This window comes from Duganella sp. 1224 (assembly GCF_013408245.1).
Classification (GTDB): domain Bacteria; phylum Pseudomonadota; class Gammaproteobacteria; order Burkholderiales; family Burkholderiaceae_D; genus Rugamonas.
In genome coordinates this window covers 107,726-121,289 of sequence record NZ_JACBYS010000002.1, presented here as the reverse complement: position 1 = coordinate 121,289, position 13,564 = coordinate 107,726, and the positions used below count along the sequence as shown (strand labels likewise).

The window sequence follows — 13,564 nt, the reverse complement described above, 5'->3', positions numbered from 1 at the left end:
CGTGGCTATCGGTGTGGCTGGGCGTTGCGTTTTCGGAACAGCGTCAGAAGCTGGCGGCCTGTTTCAGGTCCGGTTTCTCGCACCAGCGGGCGAAGGCGTCGGCCATGCGTTCGCTCTCGCCGATGGCGCGCAGCCAGTCGCGGTTGCGGCGGTCGTGGTCCTGGCCGTAGACGGTGAAGTCCTTGCGGTCCGGGAGTTTGGCGTTGGGCAGCGCGCGCACGAAATCCGGCGACGGCGACACCAGGATCATATTGTCGAGCGACTGGTCGCGCGCGCGGCGCCAGGGCATGGACTTGTCCAGCCAGCCGGGCACGATGTAGTCGCTGAAGTGCGGATACAGCACCAGGCCGGGATCGCGCTGGTAGGGCAGATGCAGGTGATAGTCGATCAAGCCGCCGTCCCAATAGGCGCCATCGGGCGCGCCGGCGATGTGGGTGACCGCCTCCAGCACCAGCGGAATGGAGCCGGAAGCCAGCAGCGCGTCGCGCAGGTTGGCTTCCGACAGGCTGACGAAGTGGCCGCTGAACGCGTCGAAGCCCTCGCGCAGCCAGCGCGCGTCGTCATGCCGGTTGTGGAACACCACGCGCTCCATCGACGCCGCCAGGCGCCTGCGCGACAGCGCGTTGCCGGCGGCGGCCAGCAGGAAGCCAGCCATCTCGCGCCAGCGCGCGCCGTTGGTGCTGCCCAGCGCGCCGATGCCGCGCACGGTGAGCACGGAGACGTGGTGGTGCCGATGATGGACCGCTTCGGCGGCGCGGCCATCGAGCAACTCATCGAGCAGCGCGCGGCAGGTGCGGCTGACGTAATCGGGCGTCACCTTGCCCGGATAGCGCTGGCCGGCGTACAGGCGGGCCAGCCGCTGGTGCGCGGCGACCGGATCGTCAAAGGCCGAAGCGGCCATGCGCCACGCGCCGATCGACGCCCCAACAAGCTTGCGCTGGCGCGGCGCCTGGCGCAGGAATTCGCCGAACATCCAGCAATCGAGACTGTGCAGGATCAAGCCTTTGGGCCCGCCGGCCGCCGCCGGCACGATGGCGATATCCGCCGCTTGCACGCCCTCCGCCGCGATACGCTGGCGCGCCCGCTGGCCGAGGCGAATGGTAATTGGAGAAGTCATCCCCAATTTTCCTACACCCCGTCATTCCCGCGCAAGCATACACCGGGGTCAGTGCCGACATTCGGACATTCGGTCGCGCGCGACCGAATGTCCGAATGTCGGCACTGACCCCGGTGTGTTTATTGGAGGCCGCCGCCGAGGGCGCGGTACAGGTCGATGGCGGTGGTGGTGCGCAGCAGACGGGCCTGCACCAGCGATTGCTGGGCGCTGAACAGTTCCCGTTGCGCGTCCAGCACGTCCAGCGAGCTGGCCACGCCGTTGTCGAAGCGGAGTTGCAGCAGCTTGAGGCGGTCGGCCTGGGCGTCCTGCACGGCGCGTTGGGCGTTGACTTGTTCGCCCAGGTAGTCGCGCGCGGCCAGCGCGTCGGCTACTTCGCGGAACGCGGTCTGGATGGTTTTTTCGTAGTCGGCCACCGCCAGGTTTTTGCGGACTTCGGTCAGCGTCAAATTGGCGCGGTTGCGGCCGGCGTCGAAGAGCGGCAGCGTCAGTTGCGGCGCGAATGACCAGCTGCCGGAGCCGTTGTCGAACAGGCCGTGCAGCGAGGGGCTGCTGCTGCCGATGGCCGCCGTCAGGCTGATGCGCGGGAAGAAGGCGGCGCGCGCGGCGCCGATGTTGGCGTTGGCGGCTTTCAGGCGCTGCTCGGCGGCGCGGATGTCGGGACGGCGGATCAACAGGTCGGACGGCAGGCCGGCGGGCAGGGCGCTCAGCGCGTCGATTTGCTGGTCGCTGGGCATGGCGCCCGCGCTGGCGGCAGCGGCGGCGCCGGCCGGTTGGCCGACCAGCAGCGTCAGCGCGTTTTCGGCCTGCGCGCGCTGGCGGGCCAGCGTGAGCGCGGCGGCGCGCGCGGTTTCCATCAGCGTTTCGTTGGAGCGCAGGTCGAGGCGCGACGAGGCGCCCACTTCGGCGCGCTGCTGCGTGAGGCTGTAGGTGCGGGCGCGCGCTTCGTAGGTTTGCTGCGCCAGCGCGTATTGCTCGGCGTAGGCGCGCTCGGTGTAGTAGGCCTGCGCCACTTGCGCCACCAGCGCGATCTGCGCGGCCTGGCGCGCTTCGTCGGTGGCCAGATAGCTCGCCAGCGCGGCGTCGTTCAGGCTTTTCACGCGGCCGAAGAAGTCCAGCTCAAACGCGGATACCGACACGCCCACGTCGTAGCGCTTGCCGATGGTGGTGTCGCCGCTGGGCGACAGGAAGGCCGGCGTCTTGGCGCGCGTGGCGGCCACGCTGGCGTTCAGATTCGGCAGGCGGTCGGCGGACTGGATGTTGTATTGCGCGCGCGCTTCTTCGATGCGCAGCGCGGCGGTGCGCAGGTCGCGGTTGTTGTCCAGTGAGGCGGCGATCAGCTGTTGCAGGCGCGGATCGGTAAAGTATTCGCGCCAGCCGGTATCGACGGCGGCCCTGGCGCCGGCCGGCACCGGCAGCGGCACGCTGGTGCGCGACGCGGCGCCGGCGCTGTCGGTCGGGAACACCGGCGCCACCGGCGCGACGGGGCGCTCGTAGGTCGGCGCCAGCGAGCAGGCGGAGAGCAGGGAGGCGCCGAGCAGCGCGGTGCACTTAATCGTAGGTTTCATGGTTTTTATCGTTCATTTCATGCGCGGCCAGCTTGCGCTGACGTTCGCTGCCCTTGAAGATCTTGCGGACGACGACGAAGAACACCGGCACCAGGAATACCGCCAGCACGGTCGCGGTGATCATGCCGCCCATCACGCCGGTGCCGATGGCGCGCTGGCTGGCCGAGCCGGCGCCGCTGGCGATCACCAGCGGCAGCACGCCGAGGATGAAGGCCAGCGAGGTCATGATGATGGGACGGAAGCGCAGGTGCACCGCTTCCAGCGTGGCCTCGATCAGTCCCTTGCCCTGCGCCTGCAGGTCCTTGGCGAACTCGATGATCAGGATCGCGTTCTTGGCCGACAGGCCGATGATCGCAATCAGGCCGACCTTGAAGTACACGTCGTTCGGCAGCCCGCGCAGGTGCGCGCCAAGCAGCGCACCCAGCACGCCCAGCGGCACCACCAGCAGCACCGCGATCGGGATCGATTCGCTTTCGTACAGCGCGGCCAGCACCAGGAAGGCGGCCAGCAGCGACAGCGCGAACAGCATCGGCGCCTGCGAGCCGGAGGTTTTTTCCTCCAGCGACTGGCCGGTCCATTCGATGCCGAAACCGGGCGGCAGTTGCTGGGCCAATTTCTCCAGTTCCGCCATGGCCTCGCCGGTGGAGCGGCCCGGCGCGGCGTCGCCGGTCAGCTTGATGGCCGGGTAGCCGTTGTAGCGCACCAGCTGCACCGGGCCTTGTATCCAGTGCGAGTTGGCGAACGAGGAGAACGGCACCATGGTGCCGCTGGCGCTGCGCACGTTGAGCTGCATGATGTCCTGCGGTTGCAGGCGGCGCGGCGCGTCGGCCTGCACGATGACGCGCTGCTGCCGTCCACTGCTGGCGAAGTCGTTGACGTAGGAGGAGCCCAGCGCGGTCGACATCATGGCGTTGATGTCGCTGAAGGTGACGCCCAGCGCGTTGGCCTTCTCGCGGTCGATGTCGACCTGCAGCTGCGGCGCGTCTTCCAGGCCTTCCGGCCGCACGCCTTTCAGGATCGGGCTCTTGGCGGCAAGGCCCAGCAGCTGGTTGCGCGCGGCGATCAGCGCGTCGTGGCCTTGCGCGCTGCGGTCCTGCAGGCGCGCGGTGATGCCGGTGGCGTTGCCCAGTTCGCGGATCGGCGGAGGACTGAGCGGGAAGATGATGGCGTCCGGGATGCTGGACAGCGCGCCAAACGCGCGCTGCGCGATCGCCTGCGCCGAGTCTTCCGGCCCGCGCTCCTTCCAGTCCTTGAGCGGAATGAACACCAGGCCGGCGTTCTGGCCATTGCCGGAGAACGAGAAGCCGGCCACCGCGATGGTGCGCGCCACGGCGGGCTGCTTGCGGAAGTAGGCGTCGGCCTGCGCCAGCACGGCCTGGGTGCGCGAGGTCGAGGCGCCGGGCGGCAGCTGGACGTTGGCGATCAAATAGCCCTGGTCTTCGTTGGGCAGGAAGGACGAGGGCAGCTTCACGTACAGCCAGCCCACCACGCCGCACAGCAGCGCGAAGATGATCAGGTAGCGGCCGGTGCGCTTGAGGATGCGGGCGATCACGCCCTGGTAGCCGCTGGCGGTGACGGCGAACTTGCGGTTGAACCAGCCGAAGAAGCCTTTCTTTTCCTGGTGGTGCCCCGCCTCCACCGGCTTGAGCATGGTGGCGCACAGCGCCGGCGTGAGCGTCAGCGCCATCAGCGCGGAGAACAGCATGGCCGACACCATCGCCAGCGAGAACTGGCGGTAGATGGCGCCGACCGCGCCGCCGAAGAAGGCCATCGGGATGAACACGGCCACCAGCACCAGCGTGATGCCGATGATGGCGCCGGTGATCTGGCTCATGGCCTTGCGCGTGGCGGCGCGCGGCGACAGGCCTTCTTCACTCATGATGCGTTCAACGTTTTCCACCACCACGATGGCGTCGTCGACCAGGATGCCGATGGCCAGCACCATGCCGAACATGGTCAGCACGTTGATGGAGAAGCCGAACAACTGCATCGCGGCGAAGGTGCCCATCAGCGCCACCGGCACCACGATGGTGGGGATCAGCGTGTAGCGGATGTTTTGCAGGAACAGGTACATCACCAGGAACACCAGCACCACCGCTTCCAGCAGCGTCTTGACCACTTCTTCGATCGAGATCTTGACGAACAGCGAGGTGTCATAGGGGATGGTGTATTTGACGCCGGGCGGGAAGTACCTGGCCAGTTCGTCCATCTTCTGGTGCACGGCGGTGGCGGTTTGCAGCGCGTTGCCGGTCAGGGACAGTTGCACGGCGATGGCGGCGAAGGGCTGGCCGTTCAGCCGCGCGCTGGTGTTGAAGTTGGCGCCGCCCATTTCCACGCGGGCCACGTCTTTCAGCCGCACCAGCGAGCCGTTGGGATTGGCGCGCAGGACGATCTGGCTGAATTCCGTGGTGGACGAGAGCTGGCCGGTGACCACAATCGGCGCGGAGTAGGTTTGCGTGGCGGGGCTGGGCAGGTCGCCCAGCGTGCCGGAGGTGACCTGGGCATTTTGCGCGCGGATGGCGGCGGTGACGTCGGCCATGTTCAGCTTCAGGCCAATCAGCTTGACCGGGTCGACCCAGATGCGCATGGCCCGTTCGGTGCCGAACAACTGCGCCTGGCCGACGCCGGGGATGCGCTTGATTTCGTTGACGACGTTGCGCGCCATGTAGTCGCCCAGGCCGGTGGGGTCGAGGCGGCCGTCGGTGGAGGTCAGGCCGACGAACATCAGGATGTTGGTGCGGGCCTTGTTGACTTGCACGCCTTGCTGCGTGACGGCGGCGGGCAGGCGCGATTCCACGCGCTTGATGCGGTTCTGCACGTCCACCGCGGCCAGGTCGGGATTGGTACCGGGGACGAAGGTGACGGTGATGGTGACGGCGCCACTGGCTTCGCTTTGCGATTCGACGTATTGCAGGCCGTCGGCGCCGTTCATTTCCTGCTCGATGACGCTGGTGACGGCGTCGTCCAGCACTTGCGCGGTGGCGCCGGGGTAGGTGGCGGTGACGACGATGGCCGGTGGCGCGATGGTCGGGTATTGCGACACCGGCAGCACGGTGATCGCCAGCGCGCCGCCCAGCAGGATGAACAGCGCGATCACCCAGGCGAACACCGGGCGATCAATAAAGAACTTGGCCATGTGCGCGCTCCGTTATTTCGACGCGGCGGCGGTGGCCGGCGAGTCCGGGGCAGCGGCCGGCGGCGCGGCGCGCGTGGCAGGCGAGGCGGCGGGCGCTGGCGCGCCGACGGGGCCTTTCCAAGGCTGCGGGGTGACGGTGGCGCCGGGCTTGGCCTTCTGGAAGCCTTCGACCACGATCCGCTCACCGCCCTTGAGGCCGGAGCTGACCACCCAGTTGTTGCCGTCATTGGCGTTGGCCACCACCGGCTGCGAGATCACCTTGTTGTCGGCGCCGACGATCAGCACCGACGAGCCTTCGTTGGTGCGCACGATGGCCTGCTGCGGCACGGTGATGGCGGCGTCGTTGACCGCCTGCTCCAGCCGCGCGCGCACGTACATCCCCGGCAGCAGCACCCGTTGCGGATTCGGGAACTCGGCCCGCATCGACACCGAGCCGGTGCTCTCGTCCACCGTCACATCCGAAAACAGCAGCCGGCCGGCATGCGGATAGGTCTGGCCATCCTCGGTCACCAGGGTCACGCGCGCCTGGTCCTTGCCGGCGCTTTTCAGCTTGCCGGCCGCCAGCGCGCGCTGCAGTTTCAGCACGTCGGCCGAGGACTGCGTAATCGTCACATAGATGGGATCGAGCTGTTGCACGGTGGCCATCGGCGTCGCCTCGCCCTGGCCGACCAGCGCGCCCTCGGTCACCAGCGCGCGGCTCACGCGGCCGGAGATCGGCGCCGTCACCGTGGCATAGCCCAGCGTCAGGCCGGCGTTGGTGCGCGCCGCCTTCGACGTGGCCAGATCGGCCGCCGCCTGCTTCTGCGCGGTGACGGCATCGTCGTATTCCTGCTGGCTCACCGCTTGCGCCGCCAACAACGGTTTATACCGTTTCACCTTCAGGTCCGCCTGCGCGAGGTTGGCCTCGGCCTTGGCCACGGCCGCCTGCGCGCTGTCGTACGAGGCCTGGAACTGCGCCGGATCGATGCGGAACAACACCTCGCCCGCCTTGACGTCGCCGCCTTCCCGGTACACCCGTTGCAGCACGATGCCGGCCGTGCGCGCCCGCACCTGGGCGATGCGCGAGGCCTCGGTGCGGCCCGGCAGCTCGCTGCTCAGCGTCACCGTGGCCGGCGCCACCGTCACCACCGATACCACCGCCGGCGGCGGGGCGGCGCCGCTGTCCGCTTTCTCGCCGCAGGCGCTTAACAAGGTCAACAGGACAACAGCGGCGCAACGAGGAACGGATCGCATGGCATGTCTCGCGGTGAGTTTTATAGTTAATGCAAGATTGTAATGCAAAAAAGGCAGGAGGGCGGCCTGTGCCGCGCTCCTGCCTGCTCCGTGATGCCGCGAAGAATTAACGCATGCCGGAGATGATCTGTTTCAGCTTGCCGGTGTCGGCCACGAAGGCGCGGATGCCCTCGGCGGTCTTCTCGGTGGCCATGGCGTCCTCGTTCAGCATGAAGCGGAAGGTCGGCTCGTCGACCGAAATCTTGCCGATGGTGGCGTTCTTGCCGCTGTCCGAGCTGAGCTTGCGCTCGAGCGGGGCGTTGGTGTCGGCCAGCTTTTGCAGCAGGTCGGGGCTGATGGTCAGCAGGTCGCAGCCGGCCAGTTCCAGGATCTGGCTGGTGTTGCGGAAGCTGGCGCCCATCACCTCGGTGGCGTAGCCGAACTTGCGGTAGTAGTTGTAGATGCGCTTGACCGACTGCACGCCCGGATCTTCGCCGCCCTGGTAGTCGATGCCGGTGTTCTTCTTGTACCAGTCGTAGATGCGGCCGACAAACGGCGAAATCAGCTTGGCGCCGGCCTCGGCGCAGGCGATCGCCTGCGGCAGCGAGAACAGCAGCGTCATGTTGGTGTGGATGCCTTCCTTTTCCAGGATCTCGGAGGCGCGGATGCCCTCCCAGGTCGAGGCCATCTTGATCAGCACGCGCTCGCGGTCAATGCCGTTCTTCTCGTACAGCTTGATCAGCTCGCGGCCCTTGGTCACCGAGGCGGCGGTGTTGAACGACAGCGCGGCGTCGATCTCGGTCGACACGCGGCCCGGGATCACGCGCAGGATCTGCTTGCCGAAGGCCACCAGCAGGTGGTCGATCACCTCGCCGGTCGAGGCGTCCAGGTTGTCGCGCACGGCTTTTTCCAGCAGCGGCTTGTACTCGTCCTTCTGCACCGCCTTCAGGATCAGCGATGGGTTGGTGGTGGCGTCGCGCGGCGTGTACTGTTGAATGGCCTGGAAGTCGCCGGTGTCGGCGACCACGGTGGTGTACTGTTTGAGTTGTTCGAGTTGGTTCATGGCGCTGCCAATTTGATAAGGGAGTTGTTGTCGCGCTTATTTTACTCCTGATCCGGCGCTACCAGCCCAGCCGCATGACAATTGCGCCACAGGCGATCAAACTGATGGCCACGATGCGCCCCGGCGCCAGCCGTTCGCCGAGGAACAGCGCGGCGATCAGCGCGGCAAACAGGATCGAGGTTTCGCGCAGCGCCGCCACCGCCGCCACCGGCGCCAGCGTCATCGCCCACAGCGCCAGCCCGTACGACGCCAGCGTGCCGATGCCGCCCAGCAACGGCACGCCAACGTGGCGGCGCGCGTAGGCCGGCAGTTCGGCCCAGCGGCTGGTGGAGCACAGCAGCAGCAGCGCGGCGGTCAGCACGAACAGCCACATGGTGTAGCCGGCCGCCGTGCCCGAGCGCCGCACGCCGGCGCCGTCGAGCATGGTGTAGGCGGCGATGACGGCGGCGTTGAGCAGCGCGTAGACGGTGGCGCGGCGGCGGGCGTCGCGGTTGGCGGCGGTGTCGGCGCCGGCGCCGGCGCCGCGCAGGATGGTCAGCGTCAGCACGCCGCCGCAGATCAGCATGACGGCCAGGTCCTGGCGCAGGTGCAGCCGCTCGCCCAGCAGCGGCACGCTGGCCAGCGCCACCAGCAGCGGCGCGGCGCCGCGCATCAGCGGGTAGGCCTGGCTCATGTCGCCGTGGCGGTAGGCGGCCGCCAGCAGCCGGTAGTAGACGACCTGGCAGCAGGCTGACGCCGCCAGCCACGGCCAGCTGTCGGCATGCGGCGTGGCCACCCACGGCAGCAGCGGCAGCGACACCAGGCCGGCGCCGCAGGCCACCAGCAGCGTGCCCAGGTATTTGTCGGGACCGGCCTTGACCAGCGCGTTCCAACTGGCGTGCAGCAGCGCCGCCAGCAGCACCACGGTGACGACCGAGCCCTCCATGGGCTAGCGCGGCGCCGGCCAGTGGCCGCGGGCGGCGCTCATGGCCGGGCGTCCCGGTCGGTCAGTTGGTGGATGGCCGCCAGCAGCGTGTCGAACGGCACCGGCTTGCGGAAGAACAGGTCGTACGGCGGCCGCAGGTCGCGCGGCAGGATGCCGGCGCTGGCCAGGATGAAGGGGATGTCGCGCAGCGCCGGGTCGTCGCGCCAGGCCACGCACAGCTCGGCACCGTTCATGATCGGCATCATGTAGTCGGACACCACGATGTCCGGCGGCGCGCGGCGCGCCAGGGCCAGCGCCTCGGCGCCGTTGCCGGCGGTGCGCACGCGGAAGCCGCGGAATTCAAACAGCATGGTGTAGGCCGACAAGACGTCGAACTCGTCGTCCACCACCAGAATGACCTTGCCATCCGGGTTGCTCTCCATGAGGGCGGGCTGGTCGCTCATGGCATGCCGCTAGCGGTTAAGAACCGGCGGCACGGTGGGCGGCACTTTGCCGTCGATGCTCATGCCGTTGTCGGAGATAAGCAACACGTGGTTGGCGGCGTCGTAACTGTTTTCGCGCAGCTTGAGCACGCCGATCTGGCGCAGGTTGACACCGGCCACGTCCACATAGCGCAGCAGGATGACGTTCTCGAACAGCATCGAGGCGTTCAGCTCGCCATGCACCGTGCCGTGGCCGAAATATGGCAGTTCCTGCGTGAAAAAGGTGGTGACGTTGCGCACCCGCAGCTCGTTGACCAGCGCCGACAGGAAGGCGCGCGAGCGTCCCTCGTGCAGCACCACTTCGCGCAGGCCGTCGATGCCGTCGATCAGCAGGCGCCGCACGCCGCGCTGCTCGATGTTGCGCAGCAGGCCGTTGGCCAGGCTGTCGACCAGCACTTCCAGCGGCGGATGCCAGATGATCTGCAGCGCGCCGTTGTTGAAGTAGGTGATCAGGTCAAGACCGATGCTGCGGGCTTTTTCCAGCAGCCGCTGCGGCGACTCGTAAAAGCCGACGATCAGCGCCGGCTCGCCGCGCTGCAGGCCCTGGTAAATGAAATGCAGCCCCATCAGCGTCTTGCCGACGCCGGGGTTGCCCAGCAGCGCGGTGGTCGAGCCCTGCGCCACGCCGCCCTTGGTCATGCCGTCCCAGCCGGGGATGCCAAAGCTGACGCGGCCGGCGGCGGCGGTCGGCATGGCCGGCGACAGGCTGCTGACCGCCTCCAGCCGCGGGTAGATCTCGATGCCGTCCTCGCCCACCTCGAACACGTGGCGGCCCAGCAGGTGCTTGCTGCCGCGCAGCTTGAACACCTTGATCTCGCGGATCAGCTGCAGGCCGCGCTCGTACTGGCTCAGCTCGATCAGGCCGTCGACCAGCGTGTTTTCCGAGTCGGCCTGGTTGCCCTCGGTGGGCGACAGCAGGAAGGTGGTGCATTCCATGGTCGACACCAGCGAGTTCAGCGACAGCATGAACTCGGACAGCGCCACGTCCGACGGCTTGGCCTCGCGCACGGTGCGGAAGCCGTCGATGATCATGATGTCCGGCTTTTGCTCGGCCAGCGTGGCGGCGATCGACTTGAGCAGCTCGCGCAGGCCGCCCTTGAGCAGGTCGCCGTAGGCGCCGATGAAGACGATGCGCTCGCCGACCAGGGCCTCGTCGAAAAAGGAGAAGTTGCTCAGGTGGTTGAGCATCTTGCCGTGGGTTTCGGCGATCAGCGTCAGGATCAGCACCTTTTTGCCCTGCTGCGCGTGCTGGAAGCCGATCTGGCAGGCCAGCGTGGTTTTACCGCTGCCGGCCAGGCCCTGGATCAGGTACAGGCTATGTGCGGGAAAGCCGCCGCCGAGAATGTCGTCCAGGCCGGGGATATGGGTGCTGAGCAGGGAAAGGCGCTGGGTTGAGCGGTTGTGCATGGCGCAAAGTTGTGAATGCGGCAAAGAATCCACGCACTGTAGCACACCCGCCTTAAAGACGCCTAGCCGATGAACGAATCGAACTGCAGATCGAATTCCTGCAGCGCCTTCTGGGCGTTCTGCATTTTTTTGCGGAATTCCGGGCCGCGTTGCAGCGCCAGGCCCACCGCCAGCACGTCAATCACCACCAGGTAGGCCAGCCGCGCCGAAATCGGCGTGTAGGGGTCGATGTTGAAGATCAGGTCGATCGGGATCAGCACCGTGGCCAGGTCGGCCAGCGGTGTGCCGGACGGCGCCAGCACGATCACCTCGGCGCCGCCGCGCTTGGCCAGCTTGACCGAGCGCACCAGCGACGGGCTGTTGCCGCGCTGCGAGATGGCCACCAGCGCGTCGCCGGTGCGCAGCAGCGCCGCCGCGATGCTGTGGATGTGCGGGTCGGCGTAGGCCACGGTCGGCACGCCCGAGCGGAAGAACTTGTGCTGGGCGTCGGCGGCGACGATGCCGGACGTGCCCTGGCCGTAGAACTCGATCTTGTTGGCCTTGGACAGGATGTCCAGCGCCTTCTGGATCTGCTCCGGGTTGAGGTTGTTGCGCAGGTCGAGCAGGGTGTTGATCGAGCGGCTGCAGATCTTGTTGACCAGGTCGGCCGCGAGGTCGTCCTGGGTCGGCTGCTCGTTCAGGCCGGGCAGGGCCAGCGCCAGGCCCTGCGCCAGCTTGAGCTTGAACTCGTGCCAGCCGTCATAGCCCAGCGTGCGGCAGAAGCGCACCACGGTCGGCTCCGACACCTGCGCGCTCTTGGCCAGCGCGGTGATGTTCTGGTTGACCGTCTGCGTCGGGTGTTCGAGCACGGCCAGCGCCACCTTGCGCTCCGACTTGGACAGCGAGTCGAGTTGGGTACGGATGGAATCCAGCAGCATCGACATCAGTCCTCGGGCAGCACTTCTTCGCGCCACTGCAGGCCGTCGCGGCCGATCAGGGCCGAGGCGGCGGCCGGGCCCCAGGTGCCGGAGGCGTACGGCAGCGGATAGCTGTCGTCGGCCTCCCAGTTGTCGAGGATGGGCTCGACCCACTCCCACGCCGCTTCCAGTTCGTCGCCGCGCATGAACAGCGTCAGCTGGCCGCGCAGCACGTCCAGCAGCAGGCGCTCGTAGGCTTCCATGCGCGGCGACTTGAACTGCTCGCGGAAGTCCAGTTCCAGCTCGGCCTGCTTGAGGCGCATGCCGTCGCCCGGCGTCTTGGCCATCAAATTCATGCGCAGGCCCTCGTCCGGCTGCAGCCGGATCACCAGCGAGTTCGGCTGGAAGCTGTTGGTCGGCTGGTTGAAGATCGAGTGCGGGATCTGCTTGAAGCGCACGACGATTTCGGCCAGGCCGTCGGCCATGCGCTTGCCGGTGCGCAGGTAGAACGGCACGCCGGCCCAGCGCCAGGTGTCGATCTCGGCCTTCATGGCCACGAAGGTCTCGGTGCGCGAATGTTCCGGCGCGTCCGGCTCGTCGCGGTAGCTCGGCACCGCCTTGCCGTCGACGTGGCCGGCGCGGTACTGGCCGCGCACGATGTTCTGCGCCAGCGTGGTCGGCGTGAATTTTTTCAGCGAGCGCAGCACCTGCAGCTTGGCGTCGCGCACGGCGTCCGGCGCGATCGAGGTCGGCGGCTCCATGGCGACGATACACAGCAGTTGCAGCAGGTGGTTCTGCAGCATGTCGCGCAGCGCGCCCGAGGTGTCGTAGTAGCCCATGCGGTTGCCCACGCCCAGCTTCTCGGCGATGGTGATCTGGACGTCGGAAATCCATTCGCGGCGCCACAGCGGCTCGAACAGGATGTTGCCGAAGCGCAGGGCCAGCAGGTTCTGCACGGTTTCCTTGCCGAGGTAGTGGTCGATGCGGTAGATCTGCGATTCCTCGAACACCTTGCCGACTTCGGCGTTGATCTGCTTGGCCGAGGCCAGGTCGCGGCCGAGCGGCTTTTCCAGCACCACGCGCGAGTTCGGCGTGACCAGGCCGTTGGCCTTGAGCGCCTCGCAGATCTGCGAGAAGATCGCCGGCGGCGTGGCCAGGTAGTAGACCTTGGTGATGGCTTCGTCCTTGCGCAGCGCCTCCACCAGCGTCTTGTAGCTGCCGGCGTCGGTGGCGTTGAGCGAGACGTAGACGATGCGCTTGGTGAAGCGCTCCCAGATGGCCGGAATCACGGCCGGCGACTTGATCAGCGGTTTGGAGGTGGTCTCGACGGTTTGCAGGAAGTCTTCCTGGCTGGCGTCCGCGCGGCCGACGCAGATGATGCGGGCCGAGGCGGGCAGGTCGTTGGCGACATCGCGCGCGTACATCGCGGGCAGCAATTTGCGCATCGCCAGATCGCCGCTGCCGCCAAACAGAACCAGATCAAAATCGGAAAGAGCCATAGTATGAAAATCGTCGCAAAAAAAGTGCCGAAGGAATGGCCGCGAGCTGGCTGCGGCCGCCACTGTAAATTTACTACTTATAAGGGTGGTTTGCAAGAAATTTTACTACATCACCCGATGACGGCGGCAGACTGGCAGCATGCTAGTGTTGCGCGCGGCGCGCATGCTTGCGCACTTAATTTCCAGCTGGCAAACCGCGCTATATAATGGCCGCATTCCTGCATGTGCATCCCCGCCGCCGCGCGCCCGACTGCGCCGGCCG

Annotated in this window: 11 protein-coding genes; 1 reads left to right on the top strand and 10 read right to left on the bottom strand. The window is 67.3% G+C overall.

Going from position 1 to position 13,564, the window contains the following annotated elements; translation table 11 throughout:
• Positions 1-43 precede the first annotated feature (43 nt).
• The 10 genes from FHW58_RS12595 to zwf form a co-directional block, all read right to left on the bottom strand.
• Complete coding sequence (locus tag FHW58_RS12595) at positions 44-1,117, bottom strand: patatin-like phospholipase family protein (protein ID WP_179673499.1); 1,074 nt, start codon at positions 1,115-1,117, stop codon at positions 44-46.
• A gap of 119 nt (positions 1,118-1,236) precedes the next feature.
• Entirely contained in the window at positions 1,237-2,682 is a 1,446-nt protein-coding gene (locus tag FHW58_RS12590) for an efflux transporter outer membrane subunit (RefSeq protein ID WP_179673498.1), read from the bottom strand.
• Positions 2,666-5,818 (bottom strand): efflux RND transporter permease subunit, encoded by a 3,153-nt coding sequence (locus FHW58_RS12585; protein ID WP_179673497.1) that lies wholly within the window; start codon positions 5,816-5,818, stop codon positions 2,666-2,668. Before FHW58_RS12585 ends, FHW58_RS12590 begins: the two co-directional genes overlap by 17 nt.
• Before the next feature lie 12 nt (positions 5,819-5,830).
• On the bottom strand, positions 5,831-7,051 hold the full coding sequence (locus tag FHW58_RS12580; protein ID WP_179673496.1) for an efflux RND transporter periplasmic adaptor subunit: 1,221 nt from the start codon (positions 7,049-7,051) through the stop codon (positions 5,831-5,833).
• A gap of 106 nt (positions 7,052-7,157) precedes the next feature.
• A complete protein-coding gene (tal, locus tag FHW58_RS12575; protein ID WP_179673495.1) occupies positions 7,158-8,093 on the bottom strand; it encodes a transaldolase in 936 nt (311 codons plus the stop codon).
• Between the two features lie 58 nt (positions 8,094-8,151).
• Positions 8,152-9,018, bottom strand: a complete 867-nt coding sequence (locus tag FHW58_RS12570) for a DMT family transporter (protein ID WP_179673494.1) — start codon at positions 9,016-9,018, stop codon at positions 8,152-8,154.
• Positions 9,019-9,056: 38 nt separating this feature from the next.
• Positions 9,057-9,461 carry a response regulator gene (locus FHW58_RS12565; protein WP_229265307.1) on the bottom strand — a complete coding sequence of 135 codons (405 nt, stop codon included), beginning with the start codon at positions 9,459-9,461 and terminating at the stop codon, positions 9,057-9,059.
• A 9-nt stretch (positions 9,462-9,470) separates the two neighbouring features.
• Positions 9,471-10,907: an ATPase domain-containing protein gene (locus tag FHW58_RS12560; protein ID WP_179673493.1), complete on the bottom strand. Its 1,437-nt coding sequence runs from the start codon at positions 10,905-10,907 to the stop codon at positions 9,471-9,473.
• 62 nt (positions 10,908-10,969) lie between these two features.
• The gene (locus tag FHW58_RS12555; protein ID WP_179674203.1) at positions 10,970-11,824 is read right to left on the bottom strand and encodes an SIS domain-containing protein; all 855 of its coding nucleotides are present in this window, start codon (positions 11,822-11,824) and stop codon (positions 10,970-10,972) included.
• Positions 11,825-11,829: 5 nt separating this feature from the next.
• A complete protein-coding gene (gene zwf / locus FHW58_RS12550) occupies positions 11,830-13,302 on the bottom strand; it encodes a glucose-6-phosphate dehydrogenase (RefSeq protein ID WP_179673492.1) in 1,473 nt (490 codons plus the stop codon).
• A gap of 3 nt (positions 13,303-13,305) precedes the next feature.
• Here zwf and FHW58_RS12545 point away from each other — a divergent pair, with 3 nt between their 5' ends.
• Entirely contained in the window at positions 13,306-13,509 is a 204-nt protein-coding gene (locus FHW58_RS12545; RefSeq protein WP_179673491.1) for a hypothetical protein, read from the top strand.
• Positions 13,510-13,564: the final 55 nt, after the last annotated feature.

Coding starts and splice junctions, on each gene's coding strand:
- FHW58_RS12595 (WP_179673499.1), bottom strand. CDS start 1,117: ATGACTTCTCCAATTACCATTCGCCTCGGCCAGCGGGCGCGCCAGCGT.
- FHW58_RS12590 (WP_179673498.1), bottom strand. CDS start 2,682: ATGAAACCTACGATTAAGTGCACCGCGCTGCTCGGCGCCTCCCTGCTC.
- FHW58_RS12585 (WP_179673497.1), bottom strand. CDS start 5,818: ATGGCCAAGTTCTTTATTGATCGCCCGGTGTTCGCCTGGGTGATCGCG.
- FHW58_RS12580 (WP_179673496.1), bottom strand. CDS start 7,051: ATGCGATCCGTTCCTCGTTGCGCCGCTGTTGTCCTGTTGACCTTGTTA.
- tal (WP_179673495.1), bottom strand. CDS start 8,093: ATGAACCAACTCGAACAACTCAAACAGTACACCACCGTGGTCGCCGAC.
- FHW58_RS12570 (WP_179673494.1), bottom strand. CDS start 9,018: ATGGAGGGCTCGGTCGTCACCGTGGTGCTGCTGGCGGCGCTGCTGCAC.
- FHW58_RS12565 (WP_229265307.1), bottom strand. CDS start 9,461: ATGAGCGACCAGCCCGCCCTCATGGAGAGCAACCCGGATGGCAAGGTC.
- FHW58_RS12560 (WP_179673493.1), bottom strand. CDS start 10,907: ATGCACAACCGCTCAACCCAGCGCCTTTCCCTGCTCAGCACCCATATC.
- FHW58_RS12555 (WP_179674203.1), bottom strand. CDS start 11,824: ATGCTGCTGGATTCCATCCGTACCCAACTCGACTCGCTGTCCAAGTCG.
- zwf (WP_179673492.1), bottom strand. CDS start 13,302: ATGGCTCTTTCCGATTTTGATCTGGTTCTGTTTGGCGGCAGCGGCGAT.
- FHW58_RS12545 (WP_179673491.1), top strand. CDS start 13,306: ATGAAAATCGTCGCAAAAAAAGTGCCGAAGGAATGGCCGCGAGCTGGC.